Below are 16,925 nucleotides of genomic sequence, written 5' to 3'. Positions count from 1 at the left end.
TCCTTATAGATCAGCCAGAGGATGTTCACTCTCTTCCCAGCGTGGCGCAAAAAAGCGCTCAATCACAGCGCTGTCTACGTCTGTAATGGTCTTAAATTGCCACTGAGGCTGTCCGTCTTTGTCAATCAGCAGTGCACGTACACCTTCTCGGAACTCACCCACTTCACCGCAGTGAACCGACATCGCCAATTCACGCAAGAAGCACTCCTTCAGTGACAGGCCATCTGCACGCTTTAGTTGCGCCTGAATTAATACTGCGCTCAAAGGAGAGCCATGTTTGAGAGCTTTTTGCGCCTTGCTCAGCCATTTGTTCTCTGTGCTGTCGAGCGCCAGAATATGCTCAACCTGTGCTTCCAGGGTGTCAAATTCAGCGAGTTGAGCAAAAGACTCAGCCAGCGGCTTGATTTCACTGCGCGGCGGAATGTGCGATGCCTCATCAAGCGAGATGAGTAATTGAGTCAGCTTCTCATGATTGAGTACATTGGTTTTACCCCAGTTTACTTCACTGAGATTATGCAGCAGCATATCCAGACGTTCGCCATCCATATAGTGGTCGGCCAGGCCAACAAACTTGGCATCGGTGGCATTGATGGAGGCACCAGTCAGGCCAAGGAACAAACCGACGCCCTCCGGCATCTTGTTCAGGAAGTAGCTGCCACCAACATCCGGATATAAACCAATGGTGATTTCCGGCATCGCAATACGTGATGATTCAGTCACCACCCGATGACTGGCGCCGGCCATCAGGCCCAGACCACCACCCATGATGATGCCATTGCCCCAAAGCAGGATAGGTTTATCATAATTGTGGATGTGGTAATCGAGGCGATATTCCTCGGAAAAGAAAACTTCCAGATGATTATTGCCATCTTCCGCAGCCATTGCATTGTACAGGCTAACCACATCACCACCGGCACAAAAGGCTTTTTCACCTGCGCCTTTGAGCAGCACCATAGCTATCTGCTCGTCTTCAGCCCAGGCCTTAAGCTGTGGATCCAATAAGCGGATCATTTCCAGGTTCAGAGCGTTAAGTGCTTTTGGCGCATTGAGGGTGGCAACCGCCACCTTCATGCCGTTATTACAGTGCGCCAACTCAAATACCACTGGGGCATCTGCCTGGTTCAGTAACTGTAATTCAACCATTAGCCATTCACCCAGTTTGCTTTACGTTTTTCCAAGAAGGCATTGACACCCTCTTTTTGGTCTTGCGTGTCGAACAAAGTCACGAACAGTTCACGCTCAAGCGGCAGTGCACTGTTGATAGTACCTGTGCGACCTTTTTGGATCAGGGCTTTACAGGCGGTCACAGCCACCGGGCTTTGATCTTCAACTTTTTTAGCCAGCTCAAGTGCGGCTTCAAGCGCTTTGCCCTGCTCAACCACTTCTTCAACTAGCCCAATCTGCTGAGCTTTATCTGCTTTGAGGCGCTCACCACATAAGATCATGCGCTTCGCCCAGCCTTCACCGACCAGCCATGACAGGTTTTGTGTACCACCGGCACAAGGCAGCAAGCCCACTTTGGCCTCTGGCAGTGCCATTTGAGCCTGCGCTTCTGCAATACGAATATCACAGGCCAGGGCGACTTCCAGACCACCGCCCATCGCAAAGCCATTAATGGCTGCAATAGACACACCGCGGAAATCACTCAGGGTTTCGAACGCTTCACCAAATACGCGAGACATATCCGCCGCAACGCCTTTGTCGCCGTCGGCAAACACATTCAGATCGGCGCCCGCTGAGAAGAACTTTTCGCCTTCACCGGTGATCACCAAAGAGTAAATATTTTTATCGGCATTAAGCTCGTTTACCAGCTCCTTCAGACCGACCAGTGTATCGCGAGTCCAGGTGTTTGCCGGTGGGTTGGACATAGTCACTATCGCGATATGGCCTTGTTTTTCGAGTTTCAATTGTGCTGACATAATGATGCTCCTCTACAGTACGCTTGCAGCGCCTTCGGCTAGAATTCGGCGTGCAATGATCACCCGCATGATCTCATTGGTGCCTTCCAGGATTTGGTGAACGCGTACATCACGCAGGTGGCGCTCAAGTGGGTATTCTTTGATGTAGCCATAACCACCGTGGATCTGTAATGCATCATCACAAACCTTAGTACCAACGTCGGTCGCAAAGCGTTTAGCCATGGCACAGTAAGTGGTTTTTTCACTGTCGTTGCTGTCCAGTTTGAACGCAGCCAGACGGACCATCTGACGCGCTGCAACCAGTTCAGTATTCATATCGGCAATCTTAAACTGAAGTGCCTGGAATGCCGCCAGAGGCTTACCAAACTGCTGGCGCTCCTGCATGTATTCTTTGGCTGTGTTCAGTGCCTGTTGTGCAGTACCGATTGAACAGGTTGCTATATTAATACGTCCGCCATCCAGACCCTGCATGGCAAATTTAAAGCCTTCGCCTTCTTTGCCCATTAGGTTAGCCGCCGGAATACGAACATTTTCGAATGTCACCAGGCGGGTTGGCTGGGCATTCCAGCCCATTTTTTCTTCGGCTTTACCATAGATAACGCCCTCGGCATCTGCCGGAACAACAAAGGCAGAAATACCTTTCGGGCCGTCTTCACCAGTACGTGCCATCACTACCAGCACATCGGTTTCACCGGCACCAGAGATAAACATTTTCGAGCCGTTCAGAACATACTCACCACCTTCCAGTATCGCTTTGGTTTTCAGTGATGCCGCATCAGAGCCAGAGCCTGGTTCGGTCAGACAGTATGAAGCCAGCAGCTCACCCATCACCAATTGATCCATGTACTGATCTTTTACCGCCTGGGTGGCAAAGCTGGCAATCATCCAGGTGGCCATATTGTGTATGGTCAGCATCGCCGTTGTGGCCGTACAGCCCATCGACAATTGTTCAAAGATAATGCTTGAATCAAGACGCGACAGACCCAGGCCGCCCGCTTCTTCCGGCGTATATAGGCCACAAAAGCCCAGTTCGCCGGCTTTTTTAATCACGTCTTTGGGAAAAATATGTTTCTGATCCCATTCAGCGGCATGGGGCGCCAGTTCGCTCATGGCAAACTGATAGGCGGTTTCGGCAAAAGCCTGTTGATCTTCGTTGAGATTAAAGTCCATAAAGACCTCACTTGTTGTCATAGCGGGCGAAGTGATGATTCTGCCCGGCGTTATTCTTATGTACCTGAGTTTCAGGGATTACTACTTGCGGCCCGGGCAAGTGCCGGGCCTGATAGGTTAACTGACTGGCGTTATCGCAGGTTGATGCTCATATTCGGGCCCGTTACGGCCTCATCGGCAAACCAGCGTGAAGTAATGGTCTTGGTTTCTGTGTAGAAACGCACACCTTGTTTACCATAGGTGTGCTGGTCGCCATAGAAAGAGTTTTTCCAGCCGGTGAATGAGAAGAACGGCAGTGGCACAGGAATCGGAATATTGATGCCCACCTGGCCTACTTCGATTTCATTCTGGAATTTACGTGCTGCCGCACCGCTTGCGGTGAACAGAGACGTACCGTTACCGTAAGGGCTGTTATTAACCAGTTCAATGGCCTCTTCCAGGGTATCAACACATACACAGTTCAATACAGGGCCAAAGATTTCCTGCTTGTAGATATCCATGTCTGGTGTGACGTCTGTAAACAACGTTGGACCAACCCAGTTGCCGTTTTCGTAGCCTTCAACCGTAAAGTCTGAGCCATCCAGCAGACAAGTTGCACCTTGTTGTTTACCGCTTTCTATCAGCGACAGAATACGTGCTTTTGCCTGAGCCGAGGTTTGCGGGCCATAGGCCGCTTCAGGGTCGTTCCACACACCCGGGCGTACTTTTTCAAGACCGGCTTTTAAATCATCGATCCACTCTTTAGACTTGCCAACAAACACCGCAACCGAGATACCCATACAACGCTGACCCGCGGCACCCACAGAGGCTCCGACCAGGTTATTAATGGTCTGTTCACGACTCGCATCTGGCATGATCACCATGTGGTTTTTTGCGCCGACACACGCCTGAACACGTTTTAGATTCTCCGTGCCTTTACTGTAGATATAAGAGCCTACACCACACGAACCCACGAAAGAAATCGCGCGTACTTCAGGGGCTGTCAGGATTTGGTCTACCTGCTCTTTCGCGCCGTGTACCACTTGTAGCACGCCTTTTGGAGCGCCTGCTTCTTCGAATAGCTCAACCAAACGCATCGGTGTAAGAGGATCTTGTTCTGACGGCTTTAATACGAAGGTGTTACCACACACAATAGCCATTGGGAACATCCACAATGGGATCATCGCCGGGAAGTTAAATGGGGTAATTCCCGCACATACGCCCAGCGGTTGAATATAAGAATAAGTGTCGATATTACGGGCAACGTTCTCAACCGTTTCGCCCATCATCAGCGCCGGCGCATTGGCCGCCTGCTCAACCACTTCAATACCACGCCATACATCGCCTTTGGCATCTTCAAAGGTCTTGCCAAGCTCATGGCAGATAATAGTCGCAATCTCTTCCTGGTGCTCTTTTAACAGTGCCGCATAGCGCATCATGATACGTGCGCGCTCTGTCACCGGGACATTGCGCCAGGTTTTAAATGCTTCTTGTGCAGACGAAATAGCTGCCTGTACTTCATCCTGTGTCGCGCATGGCACCTTCGCCAAAACTTCCTGATTCGCCGGATTGACGACATCTAGCCACTTGTCAGACTGAGACTGGGTAAATTCACCGTTGATGTATAATGGTACCTGGTGCATGTGCACTCCTCCCCCAATTAAAACGAAAAAGCGCCGCTTAATTATTGTCGTTGCGGCGCTATACTTAACTTAAACTTCGACGGCTAATGCCACCGCTTCACCACCACCGATACACAGTGAGGCAATGCCTTTTGATAAACCGCGATTGCGCAGTGCATGAATAAGCGTTACCAGAATACGCGCGCCGCTGGCACCGATTGGATGACCCAGTGCACACGCACCACCATTCACGTTTACTTTGCTCTGATCCAGGCCAAGCTCGCTGATCGCCAGCATAGTGACCATAGCGAATGCTTCGTTGATCTCCCACAAATCGACGTCGTCTTTAGACCAGCCAGTTTGCTCAAGCAACTTGTTCATTGCACCAACAGGTGCCACAGTGAACTCAGCAGGAGCCTGAGAGTGTGTGGTGTGACCTGCAATCTTACACAGTGGTGTTAGACCGTGACGTTTCGCTTCTGATTCGCTCATCAATACCAGCGCTGCAGCGCCGTCAGAGATAGAAGACGAGTTAGCCGCGGTGATAGTGCCATCTTTTTTAAACGCCGGGCGCAGTGACGGGATCTTGTCCGGGCGTGCATTGCCAGGCTGTTCATCAATCGCCACTTGCACATCACCTTTACGGGTAGAAATGGTGTGTGCAGCAATTTCATTATTAAAGCTGCCGTTTTCGATGGCGGCATTGGCTTTGCTCAGAGAGCTCAGCGCAAACTCGTCCATATTGTCGCGGGTAATGCCATACTCATCGGCTGTATCCTGAGCGAAACACCCCATAGCTTTGTTGTCGTAAGCATCTTCCAGGCCGTCAGCCATCATGTGGTCTTTAATTTCACCATGGCCCATGCGCATTCCGCCCCGGGCTTTAGGAATGAAGTATGGTGCATTGGTCATGCTTTCCATGCCACCGGCGACCGCAGTGTTAATACTGCCAGCTTTGATTAAATCGTGGGCGAACATGGCTGCTTTAAGCCCTGAACCACATACTTTATTAATGGTGGTCGCACCCGTTGAACGGGCCAGACCCGCATGTAACATCGCCTGACGCGCTGGCGCCTGGCCTAAACCGGCCGGCAGTACACAGCCCATGATCACTTCGTCTATACTGGCATCAGACAGCCCAGTATCAGCCATCACAGCTTTAATTGCGGTGGCACCCAGGTCAGTTGCACTGGCACCAGAAAGACTGCCCATAAATCCACCCATAGGGGTACGTTTGGCAGCAACAATGACAACAGCTTCGTTACTCATTAAAAAAACTCCTGTTTACAAGCAAGTTGCTTGCTTTTAGTAATCTCTTACGTCGAGCATACCTAATATTTACGTTTACGCCAACGTAAATCTAAAATCAAGCAAATTGCGATCTCTGAAAGTGTAAAGTAAAGTTGCACATCGAGGTTGCCACTGGTGTGACTTACGATGTGTCGTCCTCCTCGCCAGTCAGTCTCGGATAAGGCGACTATACTGCATTGTGACGTACCATCTGGAGTGCCTCAGCGGGTCTTCTGTAAGCAAAACGAATACCTAAAGTAGACCAGTATGAGCGGTTGCGATATGCGACTATAGGATGAAACAAACGCCATACTTTACCTTTACGTAAACTTCACTTATATTGGACAAATCAGTTTTGATGTAAGTGCGTAAACGATGCAAGACAACAAAGAACCAACTTATTCAATCAGCGAACTCGCCAAGGAGTTTGATATTACCACCCGAAGTATTCGGTTTTATGAAGATCAGGGATTACTTTCACCTGAACGCCATGGCCAGACCCGCATTTATTCTAAGCGCGATAAAGTGCGCCTGAAACTCATTCTGCGTGGCAAGCGATTGGGCTTTACCCTGGCAGAAACCGGTCGATTGTTTGAGCTTTACGACGCTGACAAATCAAGCGCCAAACAGCTTCATACTATGCTGCAACTGATCGAAGAAAAAAAGGCCGATCTGAGTCAGCAAATGGACGACATTAAAGTAGTCCTGATGGAGCTGGTGACAGCAGAACGTCGCTGTCTGGATACATTAAAGAACTTAGACGAATAGTGATTGAGCAAAAATAGTGCACTTAATACAAGGCACCACAAGGCTTAAATACTTTAAAAAATTTAGACGAATAGTGATTGAGCAATGTAGCACTTAATGCGAGTCGCGGCGAGTGCTTAATCAAGAATAACTCTCACACAGGATAACTACAGATGAGCACAGTATCACTTTATAAAGAACTTAACTTTGGCCTGGGCGAAACAGCGGACATGATCCGTGACCACGTCAACAGCTTTGCCAGCAGCGAAATCGCCCCACTGGCAGAAAAAACCGACGAAGAAAACGCTTTCCCAAATGAAATGTGGCCAAAGTTTGGTGACATGGGTCTGCTGGGCATCACAGTACCAGAAGAGTTCGGTGGCGCAAACATGGGCTATCTCGAGCATGTTATTGCGATGGAAGAGATCAGCCGTGCCAGCGCCTCTATCGGCTTGAGTTACGGAGCGCACTCAAACTTATGTGTCAACCAGATCAACCGCAATGGCAACCAGGCACAAAAAGAAAAGTACCTGCCTAAACTGGTCTCCGGCGAGCACATTGGCGCACTGGCGATGAGTGAGCCTAACTCGGGTTCAGATGTTGTATCTATGAAACTCAAAGCCGAGAAAAAAGGCGATAAGTTTATTCTTAACGGCAATAAAATGTGGATCACTAATGGTCCGGATGCCGACGTCTTTGTGATCTATGCAAAAACCGATTTAGAAGCCGGTCCACGTGGTATCACGGCATTCATCGTTGAGAAAAACTTCCCGGGCTTCTCTACCGCACAAAAGCTGGACAAACTGGGCATGCGCGGCTCCAACACTTGTGAGTTGGTTTTTGAAAACTGTGAAGTGCCGGAAGAGAATATTCTGGGTAACTATAATGAAGGCGTTAAGGTCCTGATGAGTGGTCTGGACTATGAACGTGTGGTACTGGCCGGTGGCCCACTTGGGATCATGCAGGCTTGTATGGATGTGGTTGTGCCTTATATCCACGAACGTAAGCAGTTCAACCAGTCTATTGGCGAATTCCAGCTTGTACAGGGCAAAATCGCCGACATGTATACGCAAATGAATGCTGCACGCTCTTATGTATATACAGTGGCAAAAGCCTGTGACCGCGGCGAAACCACCCGTAAAGATGCCGCCGGTGCAATTTTGTATGCCGCCGAGCTGGCAACTAAAATGGCGCTCGATGCAATTCAGTTGCTGGGCGGTAACGGTTACATCAATGAATATCCTACCGGACGCTTACTGCGTGATGCCAAACTGTATGAAATTGGCGCGGGCACCTCTGAGATCCGCCGTATGCTGATCGGTCGTGAGCTGTTCACCGAAAGCCGCTAAGGAGGCAGCATGACAGTACTAAACTCGACTGTTAATAGTCATGATCCGCAGTTTAAGGCAAACCAGGACGCTATGGCGTCTCTGGTTGCCGACCTCAATGATAAGGTTGCAACTTTGTCTATGGGCGGCGGTGAAGCGCTGATCGCTCGCCACCAGAGTCGCGGCAAGCTATTTGTCCGTGATCGCATTGAGCACCTGCTTGACGAAGGCTCTCCCTTTTTAGAGATCTCTCAGTTTGCCGCCTTCGGTGTGTATGAACAGGATATTCCCTGCGCCGGTGTCGTGGCCGGTATTGGCCGGGTAAAAGGCGTGGAGTGCATGATAGTAGCGAACGACGCGACTGTTAAAGGGGGGACCTATTTCCCGCTGACGGTGAAAAAGCACCTGCGCGCGCAAGAAATTGCAGAACGTTGTCACCTGCCCTGCATTTATTTAGTTGACTCGGGCGGTGCAAACCTGCCGGAGCAGGATGAAGTATTCCCGGATAAACTGCACTTTGGCCGTATTTTCTATAACCAGGCGCGTATGTCTGCCAAAGGCATCCCGCAAATTGCCGTGGTGATGGGCCTGTGTACCGCCGGTGGTGCATACGTGCCAGCAATGGCCGATGAAAGTATCATAGTAAAAGAACAAGGGACGATTTTCCTCGCGGGCCCGCCGCTGGTAAAAGCGGCAACTGGTGAGGAAGTAAGCGCCGAAGATCTCGGTGGTGCCGATGTCCACTGTAAAGTATCCGGGGTTGCTGACCATTATGCGGAAAACGATGAGCACGCGCTGTCTATCGCCCGCCAATGTGTCTCCCGCCTCAATCACCAACGTCCTGTTCGCCCCGTTCTGAAAGACTTTAAAGCACCTCGATACGATATCCGTGAGATATACGGTATCGTCGGGACGGACCTTAAAAAACCGTTTGACGTACGCGAAGTCATCGCCCGTATCGTGGACGACTCACAGTTCGACGAATTTAAACGCTACTTTGGTGAAACCCTGGTCACCGGCTTTGCCGAAATTTATGGCCATCCGGTTGGGATAGTCGCCAACAACGGGATTTTATTCTCTGAGTCGGCGCAAAAAGGTGCGCACTTTATTCAGCTCTGTGCCCAACGTAATATTCCGCTACTGTTCTTACAGAACATCACCGGCTTTATGGTAGGTCAAAAATACGAAGCAGAAGGTATTGCTAAGCACGGCGCTAAAATGGTTACCGCGGTGTCTTGTGCAGACGTGCCTAAATTTACCGTGCTGATCGGTGGCTCTTATGGTGCCGGTAACTATGGCATGTGTGGCCGAGCGTATGAACCCACCATGATGTGGATGTGGCCAAATGCCCGTATCTCGGTCATGGGTGGCGAGCAGGCTGCCGGCGTACTGACACAGGTTCGTCAGGATGGTCTGGCGCGTAAAGGTCAGTCTATGAGTGATGAAGAAGTGGCTGAGTTCAAAAAGCCCATTGTTGAGCAATACGAAAAACAAGGCCACCCCTACTACGCCAGCGCACGCTTGTGGGACGATGGCATTATCGATCCTGCCGATACACGCACAGTGCTTGGTCTGGCGCTTGAAGCGGCTGCCAATGCACCTGAGCAGGATTCAAAATTCGGCATTTTCCGGATGTAAGGAGGCCCTATGTCAGTAACCTTAAATATCACCAAAAGTAAGGTGGCCGTGCTGGAACTTAGCCGCCCGGAAAAACACAATGCATTTAATGCCGAAGTCATAGCCGAATTAATCAAAAGCATTGAATACGCAAACGAGCTGGATATTCGTGCACTTGTATTAAAAACCAATGGCAAGCACTTCTCTGCAGGCGCCGACCTGGCCTGGATGAAATCCATGGCTGGTAATAACTACGACGAAAATTTCGCTGACTCTATGGAGCTGGCCAAGCTGATGAAAGTGCTGGCAAACAGCCCGCACCCAACGGTTTGTCTGGTTCAGGGCGCAGCATTTGGTGGTGCACTGGGTCTCATCGCCTGCTGTGACATCGCCGTTGCGACCCCGGATGCCAAATTTTGTCTGAGCGAAGTCAAGCTGGGGCTTATCCCTGCCGTGATCAGCCCTTATGTGATCCGCGCCATTGGCGAGCGTCAGGCGCGTCGCTATTTCCTCAGTGCTGAGATCTTTACTGCAGACAAAGCACTGAGCATAGGTCTTATCCACGAAATCGCCGAAGACTTAGCCGGTGCCGAATCTCACTTTATTGAAACCCTGCTGAACAATGGTCCGGTGGCGGTCAAAAGTGCCAAGGCACTGATAGACGAGGTCGCAAGCCATGCCATTGATGACACACTGATTGCACACACCGCAAAACGGATCGCTGAGATCCGCGTTAGCGAAGAAGGACAGGAAGGCCTGAGCGCCTTTTTCGACAAACGTGCCCCCGGCTGGCAAAACGCGGCCAGCAAGTAAGGAGTACACTATGTTAAAGAAAATTCTGATAGCCAACCGTGGCGAAATCGCCTGTCGTGTCATGCGCAGCGCCAAGCGCCTGGGCCTGAGCACCGTGGCGGTTTACTCCGATGCAGACGCCAATGCCATGCACGTACAACAGGCAGACGAGGCCTATCACATCGGTCCGGCGCCAAGTAAAGACTCCTACCTGGTTGCTGAGCGTATTCTGGACGTTGCCAAGCGCGCCGGTGCGGACTGTATCCATCCGGGTTACGGATTCTTATCTGAAAACGAAGCCTTTGCCAACGCCTGTGAACAGGCCAATATTGCCTTTATTGGTCCGCTGGCCAGTTCAATTGAAGCCATGGGCTCAAAAACCCGCGCCAAAGAGATCATGGCCGAGGCCAATGTACCTTTAGTGCCCGGCTATTACGGCAAGCAGCAAGATACTGATTTTCTGGCTCAGGAAGCCGAGAAAGTGGGCTACCCGGTGCTGATTAAAGCCGCTTACGGTGGTGGCGGTAAAGGCATGCGCGTAGTGCGCGAAGCCAGCGAATTTATCAGCGCCCTTGAAGGCGCAAAGCGTGAGGCCGCAGCCAGTTTTGGTAATGACCTGGTGCTGCTGGAGCGCTTTGTCGATAAGCCCCGCCATGTTGAAGTGCAAGTGTTTGCCGACAGCCATGGTAATTGCGTGTATCTGGGCGACCGCGACTGCTCATTGCAGCGCCGCCATCAAAAAGTCATAGAAGAAGCCCCTGCCCCGGATCTGAGTGCAGAGCTGCGCCGTGAAATGGGTGAAGCCGCCGTGCGATGTGCTCAGGCCATCAACTACCGCGGTGCCGGTACCGTCGAGTTCTTGCTCTGTGGTGACGAGTTCTTCTTTATGGAAATGAACACGCGTTTGCAAGTAGAACACCCGGTAACGGAAATGGTCACCGATCAGGATTTGGTTGAGTGGCAGATCCGCGTCGCCAACAATGAAGTACTGCCTCTGACCCAGGACGAAATCCGCCTCAGCGGTCACAGCTTTGAGGCGCGCATATACGCCGAAGATCCGCAGGAAAACTTTATGCCCTGCTCTGGCGTATTGTCCCATCTGGGCTTCCCACAAGCCAAAGACGGTGTGCGCATCGACACCGGTGTGCAACAAGGCGACGAGATCAGCCCCTTTTACGATCCAATGATCGCTAAGCTGATTGTGCATGGTCGAGATCGCCGCACTGCACTATTAAAATTACGCAGTGCACTGGCTGAGGTGCATCTGGCAGGTCTGAAGAGCAATATTGCCTTCTTACATCATCTGGCAGGCCACCCTGCATTCAGTACCACAGCACCGGATACCCACTTTATTGATACCCAAACCGAGACGCTGACGGCGTCTCAGGCGCCCAATGACTTATTGGTTTGTCTGGCCAGTGCAGCCTATCTGGCGCATCAGCAGGCAGAGAAAGTCACCTCGCCGTGGCAGCTGTCGGGCTTTAAGCTCAACCAGCCGCGTCGTCAGGTACTGCCATTTGCCGACCATCTGGTGGTAGCCGAAGCCAGTGGCAATCAGTGGCAGGTATTTTATCAGGATCTCGACCATACGATGGACGTACGTCTGGATGGTCACAGCCTGGTCGCCAACCTGGATGGCAAGCGCTTGCTGGCAGATGTGGTGATCACCGAAGAGCAAATCACAGTTATGTTTGGCCCTTATCAGTTTGATGTGGCGCTTAAATCTAAGCACTACATCAGCGAGCATGAACATCAGGAAGCACCACTGGCTGCGCCACTTAACGGCACGGTCGTGAAACACCTGCAAAGCGTTGGTGCTCAGGTGAGCAAAGGCGATCCAGTGGTTGTCATCGAGGCAATGAAAATGGAATACACTTTGAATGCGCCGTTTGATGGCACGCTCACCAGCTATTGTTTCGACGAAGGCGAGCTGGTCAGCCACGGCGCAATGCTTGCGATTGTTGAGGAGGCCTGAAATGGCGAACTATCCTGCTCAAGTCAAAATAGTTGAAGTTGGTGCACGTGATGGCCTGCAAAATGAGTCCAGTGTATCGACCGACGCGAAAATTGCGCTGGTCAATGCACTGGCCGACGCCGGTTTGAAACACATTGAGGCCGGGGCATTTGTCTCGCCAAAATGGGTGCCGCAAATGGCCGACTCCAGTGACGTCATCCAGGGCTTTGTGCGTCGTGATGGTGTAGAGATCAGTGCTCTTACGCCAAACCTCAAAGGTGCCGAGCTGGCGCTTGCCAACGAGGTCGACGAGTTTGCGATTTTTACCGCTGCCAGCGAAGCCTTTACACAAAAGAACATCAACTGCTCCATTGAAGAGAGTATTGAACGCTTCCGCCCGGTGGTTGAGCTTGCACAAAAAAACAACATCAAAGTCAGGGGCTACGTAAGCTGTGTGGTTGGCTGCCCGTATCAGGGAGAGGTCGAACCAGAGCAGGTTCTGGCGGTGTGTAAACAATTATTGGCATTGGGCTGCTACGAGATCAGTCTTGGCGATACCATAGGTGTGGGCACAGCCAACCAGGTCAGACAGCTGCTAACGTTATTACTGTCACATATCCCAGCCGAGCGCCTTGCCGTGCACTTTCATGATACCTATGGTCAGGCTTTGGCAAACATACATACCGCACTGGAACTGGGCATTGCGACCATAGATTCCGCCGTTGCCGGACTGGGTGGTTGTCCCTATGCTAAGGGCGCGTCAGGAAATGTTGCCACTGAGGATGTTGTTTACTTGCTGCAAGGACTTGGCATCGATAGTGGAATTGATTTAGAAAGGCTTGCAAAAGCGGGCTGGCAGATTTGTGAGGCGCTGGATAAGGCGCCAGTAAGCAAGGTGTCTCTGGCGCTGAAAAACAGCTGTCAGTCATAACAACTGAAAAACAACGAACAACTAGGAGTGGGCTAATGGCCGGTTTCGATAAAGTAGTTTCAAGCTATGAAGCAGCAATGGAGGGCCTGAAAGATGGCGATACCATTATTGCAGGTGGCTTTGGATTATGTGGTATTCCAGAAGGGTTAATTGCAGAAATCAAGCGCAAACAAACCAAAGAGCTGACCGTCGTGTCAAACAACTGTGGTGTCGACGACTTTGGTCTGGGTATTTTGCTCCATGATCGTCAAATCAAAAAGATTATTGCCTCTTACGTGGGTGAGAATGCCCTGTTCGAGCAACAGTTGTTAGACGGTATTATCGACGTTGAATTGACTCCTCAGGGTACTTTGGCAGAGAAAATGCGCGCTGGCGGTGCGGGTATTCCGGGTTTTTATACGGCAACTGGCTATGGCACTCCGATTGCCGAGGGCAAAGAAGTCAAAGAATTCGATGGTCGCCCTTACATTCTTGAAGAGTCTATCACCGGCGAATTCGCCATTGTTAAAGCCTGGAAAGCTGACCGCTATGGCAATCTGGTATTTCGCCACACCGCGATGAACTTTAACCCAATGGCTGCAACGGCAGGTAAAATTACCGTTGCTGAGGTAGAAGAAATCGTAGAGCCAGGCGAACTGGAGCCAAGTGAGATCCACACTCCGGGGATCTATGTTAATCGCGTTATTCAGGGCAACTTTGAAAAACGCATCGAACGTGTCACAACCCGTAAGTAAGGAGATCACCATGCCTTTAACTCGTGAACAAATTGCAATGCGCGTGGCGCAAGAGCTTCAAGACGGTTATTACGTAAACCTGGGTATAGGTATTCCTACTCTGGTTGCCAACTACGTGCCTCAGGGTATCGAAGTAATGCTGCAGTCCGAAAACGGTCTGCTGGGCATGGGTCCATACCCAACGGAAGACCAGGTCGACGCAGACATGATCAATGCGGGTAAAGAAACCGTGACAGCAGCCACAGGTGCAGCTATTTTTAATAGTGCCGAAAGCTTTGCCATGATCCGGGGTGGTCATGTAGACTTGACGGTACTGGGTGCATTTGAAGTGGATCAGAACGGCAATATTGCCTCGTGGATGATCCCGAAGAAGTTAATCAAAGGCATGGGTGGTGCAATGGACTTGGTTGCCGGCGCACAGAATATCGTGGTAACCATGACCCATGCCAGCAAGCACGGCGATTCAAAGTTATTGGAGTCTTGTACTCTGCCGCTCACCGGCGTGAACTGTGTGAAAAAGATCGTCACAGATTTAGCGGTGCTTGAAGTAAAAGATGGCGCGTTCCATTTGCTAGAGCGCGCACCGGGTGTTAGTGTAGACGAAATTATCAGCAAAACTGCAGGTAAGCTTATTGTAAATGGCGACATTCCTGAAATGCAGTTTGCCAGCTAAACAAGCACGGTCTGACACTATAATACCAACTATGTACCAACCTCATTCCCAGTGCCAAAGGCGCTGAGTTACCCAAAATCCCTCGCAAGAGGGATTTTTTTTGCCTGTTTGACCCTTAAATGGTGTGATTTTATTCAGTTAATAGCCCATTCATTTACTTTTATATTCTAGCGCTTACACTTATAAACTAAAACTTTTACGGCAAGGTGGTAAAAACGCCCCGTTTTGGTTGGTTTATCTTAATTACATCGAAACGTCTGTTAAACACAAAGACGATCGTAATGGGTTTGCATAAGTGGCTCCATTACCGCTGTAACTAACATAAACCCATCGCATGCAGTTTGCATCAAAGCTGGGTATTATACCAATTTGCTTAATTAAGTGTTCTATTTTGAGGCGAGAAAATAGGGTCGATAACAAGGCGAAAATTTTGCTATTTAGTTGTTCTAAATGAGAAATTTTTAACGCTGTTTGCGTCATATTTGCTCCTTCAAATTGAACAGGTATTAAGTGAAATTGGTATTTAGACCTTGCCATTTCATTTCTCAACTATGAGGTAACGATGGCAGACAATCACGATAAGTATAGTATCGATAATACTGACTATACCGTGGGCCAGGACAACGTACAAAAATGGGGGTTTGATGTTCATAACCCGGTTTTTGGCGTGAGTGCGGGCCTGATCTTATTATTTCTTATTGCAATCTTAGTAAGCGATGCAGAGTCAGCAAAGGCAACACTGGATGGCCTGAAGTGGAAAATCATAGGCGCATTCGATGCCGTCTTTATGTGGTCTGGCAATTTTTTTGTGTTGTTTTGTTTGGCGCTGGTGCTCTCTCCCTATGGCAAAATCCGTCTTGGTGGCGACTCGGCCAAACCTCAGTACACCACCCTCTCCTGGCTGGCCATGCTGTTCGCCGCAGGTATGGGTATCGGGCTGATGTTTTGGGGCGTTGCCGAACCGGTAGCCTACTACACTGGCTGGTTCAAAACACCGCTCAATGTCACCCCCAACACACCTGAAGCTGCTGAGCTGGCCATGGGTGCCACTATGTATCACTGGGGCTTGCACCCCTGGGCGATTTACGCCGTTGTCGCGCTCTCTCTGGCTTTCTTTGCTTATAATAAGGGGCTACCGCTGTCTATCCGTTCTATTTTCTATCCACTATTAGGTGACAGAGCCTGGGGCTGGCCCGGACACGTTATCGATATTCTGGCAGTGCTGGCCACCTTGTTTGGTCTTGCCACTTCGCTAGGCCTTGGCGCACAGCAAGCCAGCGCCGGGATCCAACATGTATTCGGCATAGAAGCAGGTCTCGGGCTACAGATCATGGTGATAGTGGGTGTTACTTTGCTGGCCATCATTTCTGTGGTGCGGGGCATTGAGGGCGGTGTTAAGGTGCTCAGTAATACCAATATGCTGATCGCCTTTGCCCTGCTGCTGTTTGTAATGCTAGCCGGATTTGCTGTCGCGCTCGGCAATGTTCCCACCACTATAATGGCCTATGTGGAGAACATCATTCCATTAAGTAACCCGCACGGTCGTGACGATGAAGCCTGGTTCCAGGGCTGGACTGTGTTTTACTGGGCCTGGTGGATCTCCTGGTCACCGTTTGTCGGCATGTTCATTGCCCGCGTCTCTGAAGGCCGTACCATTCGTGAGTTTATCATTGCTGTGCTGCTAATCCCGACTTTAGTCACTACCTTGTGGATGTCGGTATACGGCGGTATCGCCATTGATCAGGTGAAATCTGGCATTGGCGCACTTGGCGAGAATGGTCTGACTCAGGTGCCACTGGCCATGTTTGAAATGTTTGAACAACTGCCTCTGGGCGATTTCTTGTCATTTGTCGCCATCGTACTGGTGCTGGTGTTCTTTATCACCTCGTCGGATTCAGGCTCTCTGGTCATAGACAGTATTACGGCCGGCGGTAAAATTGATGCCCCTATCCCACAGCGGGTGTTCTGGGCCACGGTAGAAGGCGCTATCGCTGCGGCGCTATTGTGGATCGGCGGTACAGAGGCCATACAAGCCTTGCAGGCGGGTGCTATCTCAACCGGTCTGCCATTTACCGTGGTACTCCTGCTGATGTGCCTGAGTCTTATCCTGGGCTTGCGTACAGAAAAAGCCAGCACATAAACAGTTGGGTGACCAGCTGACCAGAGTAC

General features: G+C 50.6%; 14 protein-coding genes. 9 read left to right on the top strand and 5 right to left on the bottom strand.

Features of this window, described 5'->3' with window-relative positions; all coding sequences use genetic code 11:
- Window positions 1-3 precede the first annotated feature (3 nt).
- From NH568_RS08820 to NH568_RS08800, 5 genes are all read right to left on the bottom strand, one after another.
- Window positions 4-1,143 carry an enoyl-CoA hydratase/isomerase family protein gene (locus NH568_RS08820; protein WP_253046301.1) on the bottom strand — a complete coding sequence of 380 codons (1,140 nt, stop codon included), beginning with the start codon at window positions 1,141-1,143 and terminating at the stop codon, window positions 4-6.
- Window positions 1,143-1,919, bottom strand: a complete 777-nt coding sequence (locus tag NH568_RS08815; RefSeq protein WP_046003798.1) for an enoyl-CoA hydratase — start codon at window positions 1,917-1,919, stop codon at window positions 1,143-1,145. The genes NH568_RS08820 and NH568_RS08815 overlap by 1 nt, the downstream gene beginning before the upstream one ends.
- A gap of 12 nt (window positions 1,920-1,931) precedes the next feature.
- Window positions 1,932-3,089, bottom strand: coding sequence for an acyl-CoA dehydrogenase family protein (locus NH568_RS08810; RefSeq protein WP_253046300.1), 1,158 nt, complete (start codon window positions 3,087-3,089; stop codon window positions 1,932-1,934).
- Between the two features lie 131 nt (window positions 3,090-3,220).
- Window positions 3,221-4,711 (bottom strand): CoA-acylating methylmalonate-semialdehyde dehydrogenase, encoded by a 1,491-nt coding sequence (locus NH568_RS08805; protein ID WP_253046299.1) that lies wholly within the window; start codon window positions 4,709-4,711, stop codon window positions 3,221-3,223.
- A gap of 69 nt (window positions 4,712-4,780) precedes the next feature.
- On the bottom strand, window positions 4,781-5,959 hold the full coding sequence (locus tag NH568_RS08800; protein ID WP_253046298.1) for an acetyl-CoA C-acyltransferase: 1,179 nt from the start codon (window positions 5,957-5,959) through the stop codon (window positions 4,781-4,783).
- Between the two features lie 396 nt (window positions 5,960-6,355).
- Here NH568_RS08800 and NH568_RS08795 point away from each other — a divergent pair, with 396 nt between their 5' ends.
- The 9 genes from NH568_RS08795 (at window position 6,356) to NH568_RS08755 (ending at window position 16,896) form a co-directional block, all read left to right on the top strand.
- On the top strand, window positions 6,356-6,748 hold the full coding sequence (locus NH568_RS08795) for a MerR family DNA-binding transcriptional regulator (protein WP_054016870.1): 393 nt from the start codon (window positions 6,356-6,358) through the stop codon (window positions 6,746-6,748).
- Window positions 6,749-6,900: 152 nt separating this feature from the next.
- A complete protein-coding gene (locus tag NH568_RS08790; protein ID WP_054016869.1) occupies window positions 6,901-8,076 on the top strand; it encodes an isovaleryl-CoA dehydrogenase in 1,176 nt (391 codons plus the stop codon).
- 9 nt (window positions 8,077-8,085) lie between these two features.
- Window positions 8,086-9,693 (top strand): carboxyl transferase domain-containing protein, encoded by a 1,608-nt coding sequence (locus tag NH568_RS08785; protein WP_046003792.1) that lies wholly within the window; start codon window positions 8,086-8,088, stop codon window positions 9,691-9,693.
- Window positions 9,694-9,702: 9 nt separating this feature from the next.
- Window positions 9,703-10,485 (top strand): enoyl-CoA hydratase/isomerase family protein, encoded by a 783-nt coding sequence (locus NH568_RS08780; RefSeq protein WP_253046297.1) that lies wholly within the window; start codon window positions 9,703-9,705, stop codon window positions 10,483-10,485.
- 10 nt (window positions 10,486-10,495) lie between these two features.
- Entirely contained in the window at window positions 10,496-12,439 is a 1,944-nt protein-coding gene (locus tag NH568_RS08775; protein WP_253046296.1) for an acetyl/propionyl/methylcrotonyl-CoA carboxylase subunit alpha, read from the top strand.
- A gap of 1 nt (window position 12,440) precedes the next feature.
- Window positions 12,441-13,349 (top strand): hydroxymethylglutaryl-CoA lyase, encoded by a 909-nt coding sequence (locus NH568_RS08770; protein ID WP_253046295.1) that lies wholly within the window; start codon window positions 12,441-12,443, stop codon window positions 13,347-13,349.
- A 35-nt stretch (window positions 13,350-13,384) separates the two neighbouring features.
- Window positions 13,385-14,083, top strand: coding sequence for a CoA transferase subunit A (locus tag NH568_RS08765; RefSeq protein WP_054016864.1), 699 nt, complete (start codon window positions 13,385-13,387; stop codon window positions 14,081-14,083).
- A 10-nt stretch (window positions 14,084-14,093) separates the two neighbouring features.
- The gene (locus NH568_RS08760; RefSeq protein ID WP_253046294.1) at window positions 14,094-14,756 is read left to right on the top strand and encodes a CoA transferase subunit B; all 663 of its coding nucleotides are present in this window, start codon (window positions 14,094-14,096) and stop codon (window positions 14,754-14,756) included.
- Between the two features lie 562 nt (window positions 14,757-15,318).
- A complete protein-coding gene (locus tag NH568_RS08755; protein ID WP_253046293.1) occupies window positions 15,319-16,896 on the top strand; it encodes a BCCT family transporter in 1,578 nt (525 codons plus the stop codon).
- The last annotated feature ends 29 nt before the right edge of the window (window positions 16,897-16,925 follow it).

Origin of the sequence: Pseudoalteromonas sp. XMcav2-N, from assembly GCF_024124545.1 — a bacterium.
Classification (GTDB): Bacteria; Pseudomonadota; Gammaproteobacteria; order Enterobacterales; family Alteromonadaceae; genus Pseudoalteromonas.
The sequence above is the reverse complement of the archived record's forward strand: the minus strand, read 5'-3'. Positions and strand labels throughout refer to the sequence as shown.

Excerpts from the sequence above, each read along its gene's own strand:
- NH568_RS08755 (WP_253046293.1), top strand. The coding sequence starts at position 15,319 with ATGGCAGACAATCACGATAAGTATAGTATCGATAATACTGACTATACC.
- NH568_RS08805 (WP_253046299.1), bottom strand. The coding sequence starts at position 4,711 with ATGCACCAGGTACCATTATACATCAACGGTGAATTTACCCAGTCTCAG.
- NH568_RS08765 (WP_054016864.1), top strand. The coding sequence starts at position 13,385 with ATGGCCGGTTTCGATAAAGTAGTTTCAAGCTATGAAGCAGCAATGGAG.
- NH568_RS08815 (WP_046003798.1), bottom strand. The coding sequence starts at position 1,919 with ATGTCAGCACAATTGAAACTCGAAAAACAAGGCCATATCGCGATAGTG.
- NH568_RS08760 (WP_253046294.1), top strand. The coding sequence starts at position 14,094 with ATGCCTTTAACTCGTGAACAAATTGCAATGCGCGTGGCGCAAGAGCTT.
- NH568_RS08775 (WP_253046296.1), top strand. The coding sequence starts at position 10,496 with ATGTTAAAGAAAATTCTGATAGCCAACCGTGGCGAAATCGCCTGTCGT.
- NH568_RS08790 (WP_054016869.1), top strand. The coding sequence starts at position 6,901 with ATGAGCACAGTATCACTTTATAAAGAACTTAACTTTGGCCTGGGCGAA.
- NH568_RS08820 (WP_253046301.1), bottom strand. The coding sequence starts at position 1,143 with ATGGTTGAATTACAGTTACTGAACCAGGCAGATGCCCCAGTGGTATTT.
- NH568_RS08795 (WP_054016870.1), top strand. The coding sequence starts at position 6,356 with ATGCAAGACAACAAAGAACCAACTTATTCAATCAGCGAACTCGCCAAG.
- NH568_RS08785 (WP_046003792.1), top strand. The coding sequence starts at position 8,086 with ATGACAGTACTAAACTCGACTGTTAATAGTCATGATCCGCAGTTTAAG.
- NH568_RS08770 (WP_253046295.1), top strand. The coding sequence starts at position 12,441 with ATGGCGAACTATCCTGCTCAAGTCAAAATAGTTGAAGTTGGTGCACGT.
- NH568_RS08800 (WP_253046298.1), bottom strand. The coding sequence starts at position 5,959 with ATGAGTAACGAAGCTGTTGTCATTGTTGCTGCCAAACGTACCCCTATG.
- NH568_RS08780 (WP_253046297.1), top strand. The coding sequence starts at position 9,703 with ATGTCAGTAACCTTAAATATCACCAAAAGTAAGGTGGCCGTGCTGGAA.
- NH568_RS08810 (WP_253046300.1), bottom strand. The coding sequence starts at position 3,089 with ATGGACTTTAATCTCAACGAAGATCAACAGGCTTTTGCCGAAACCGCC.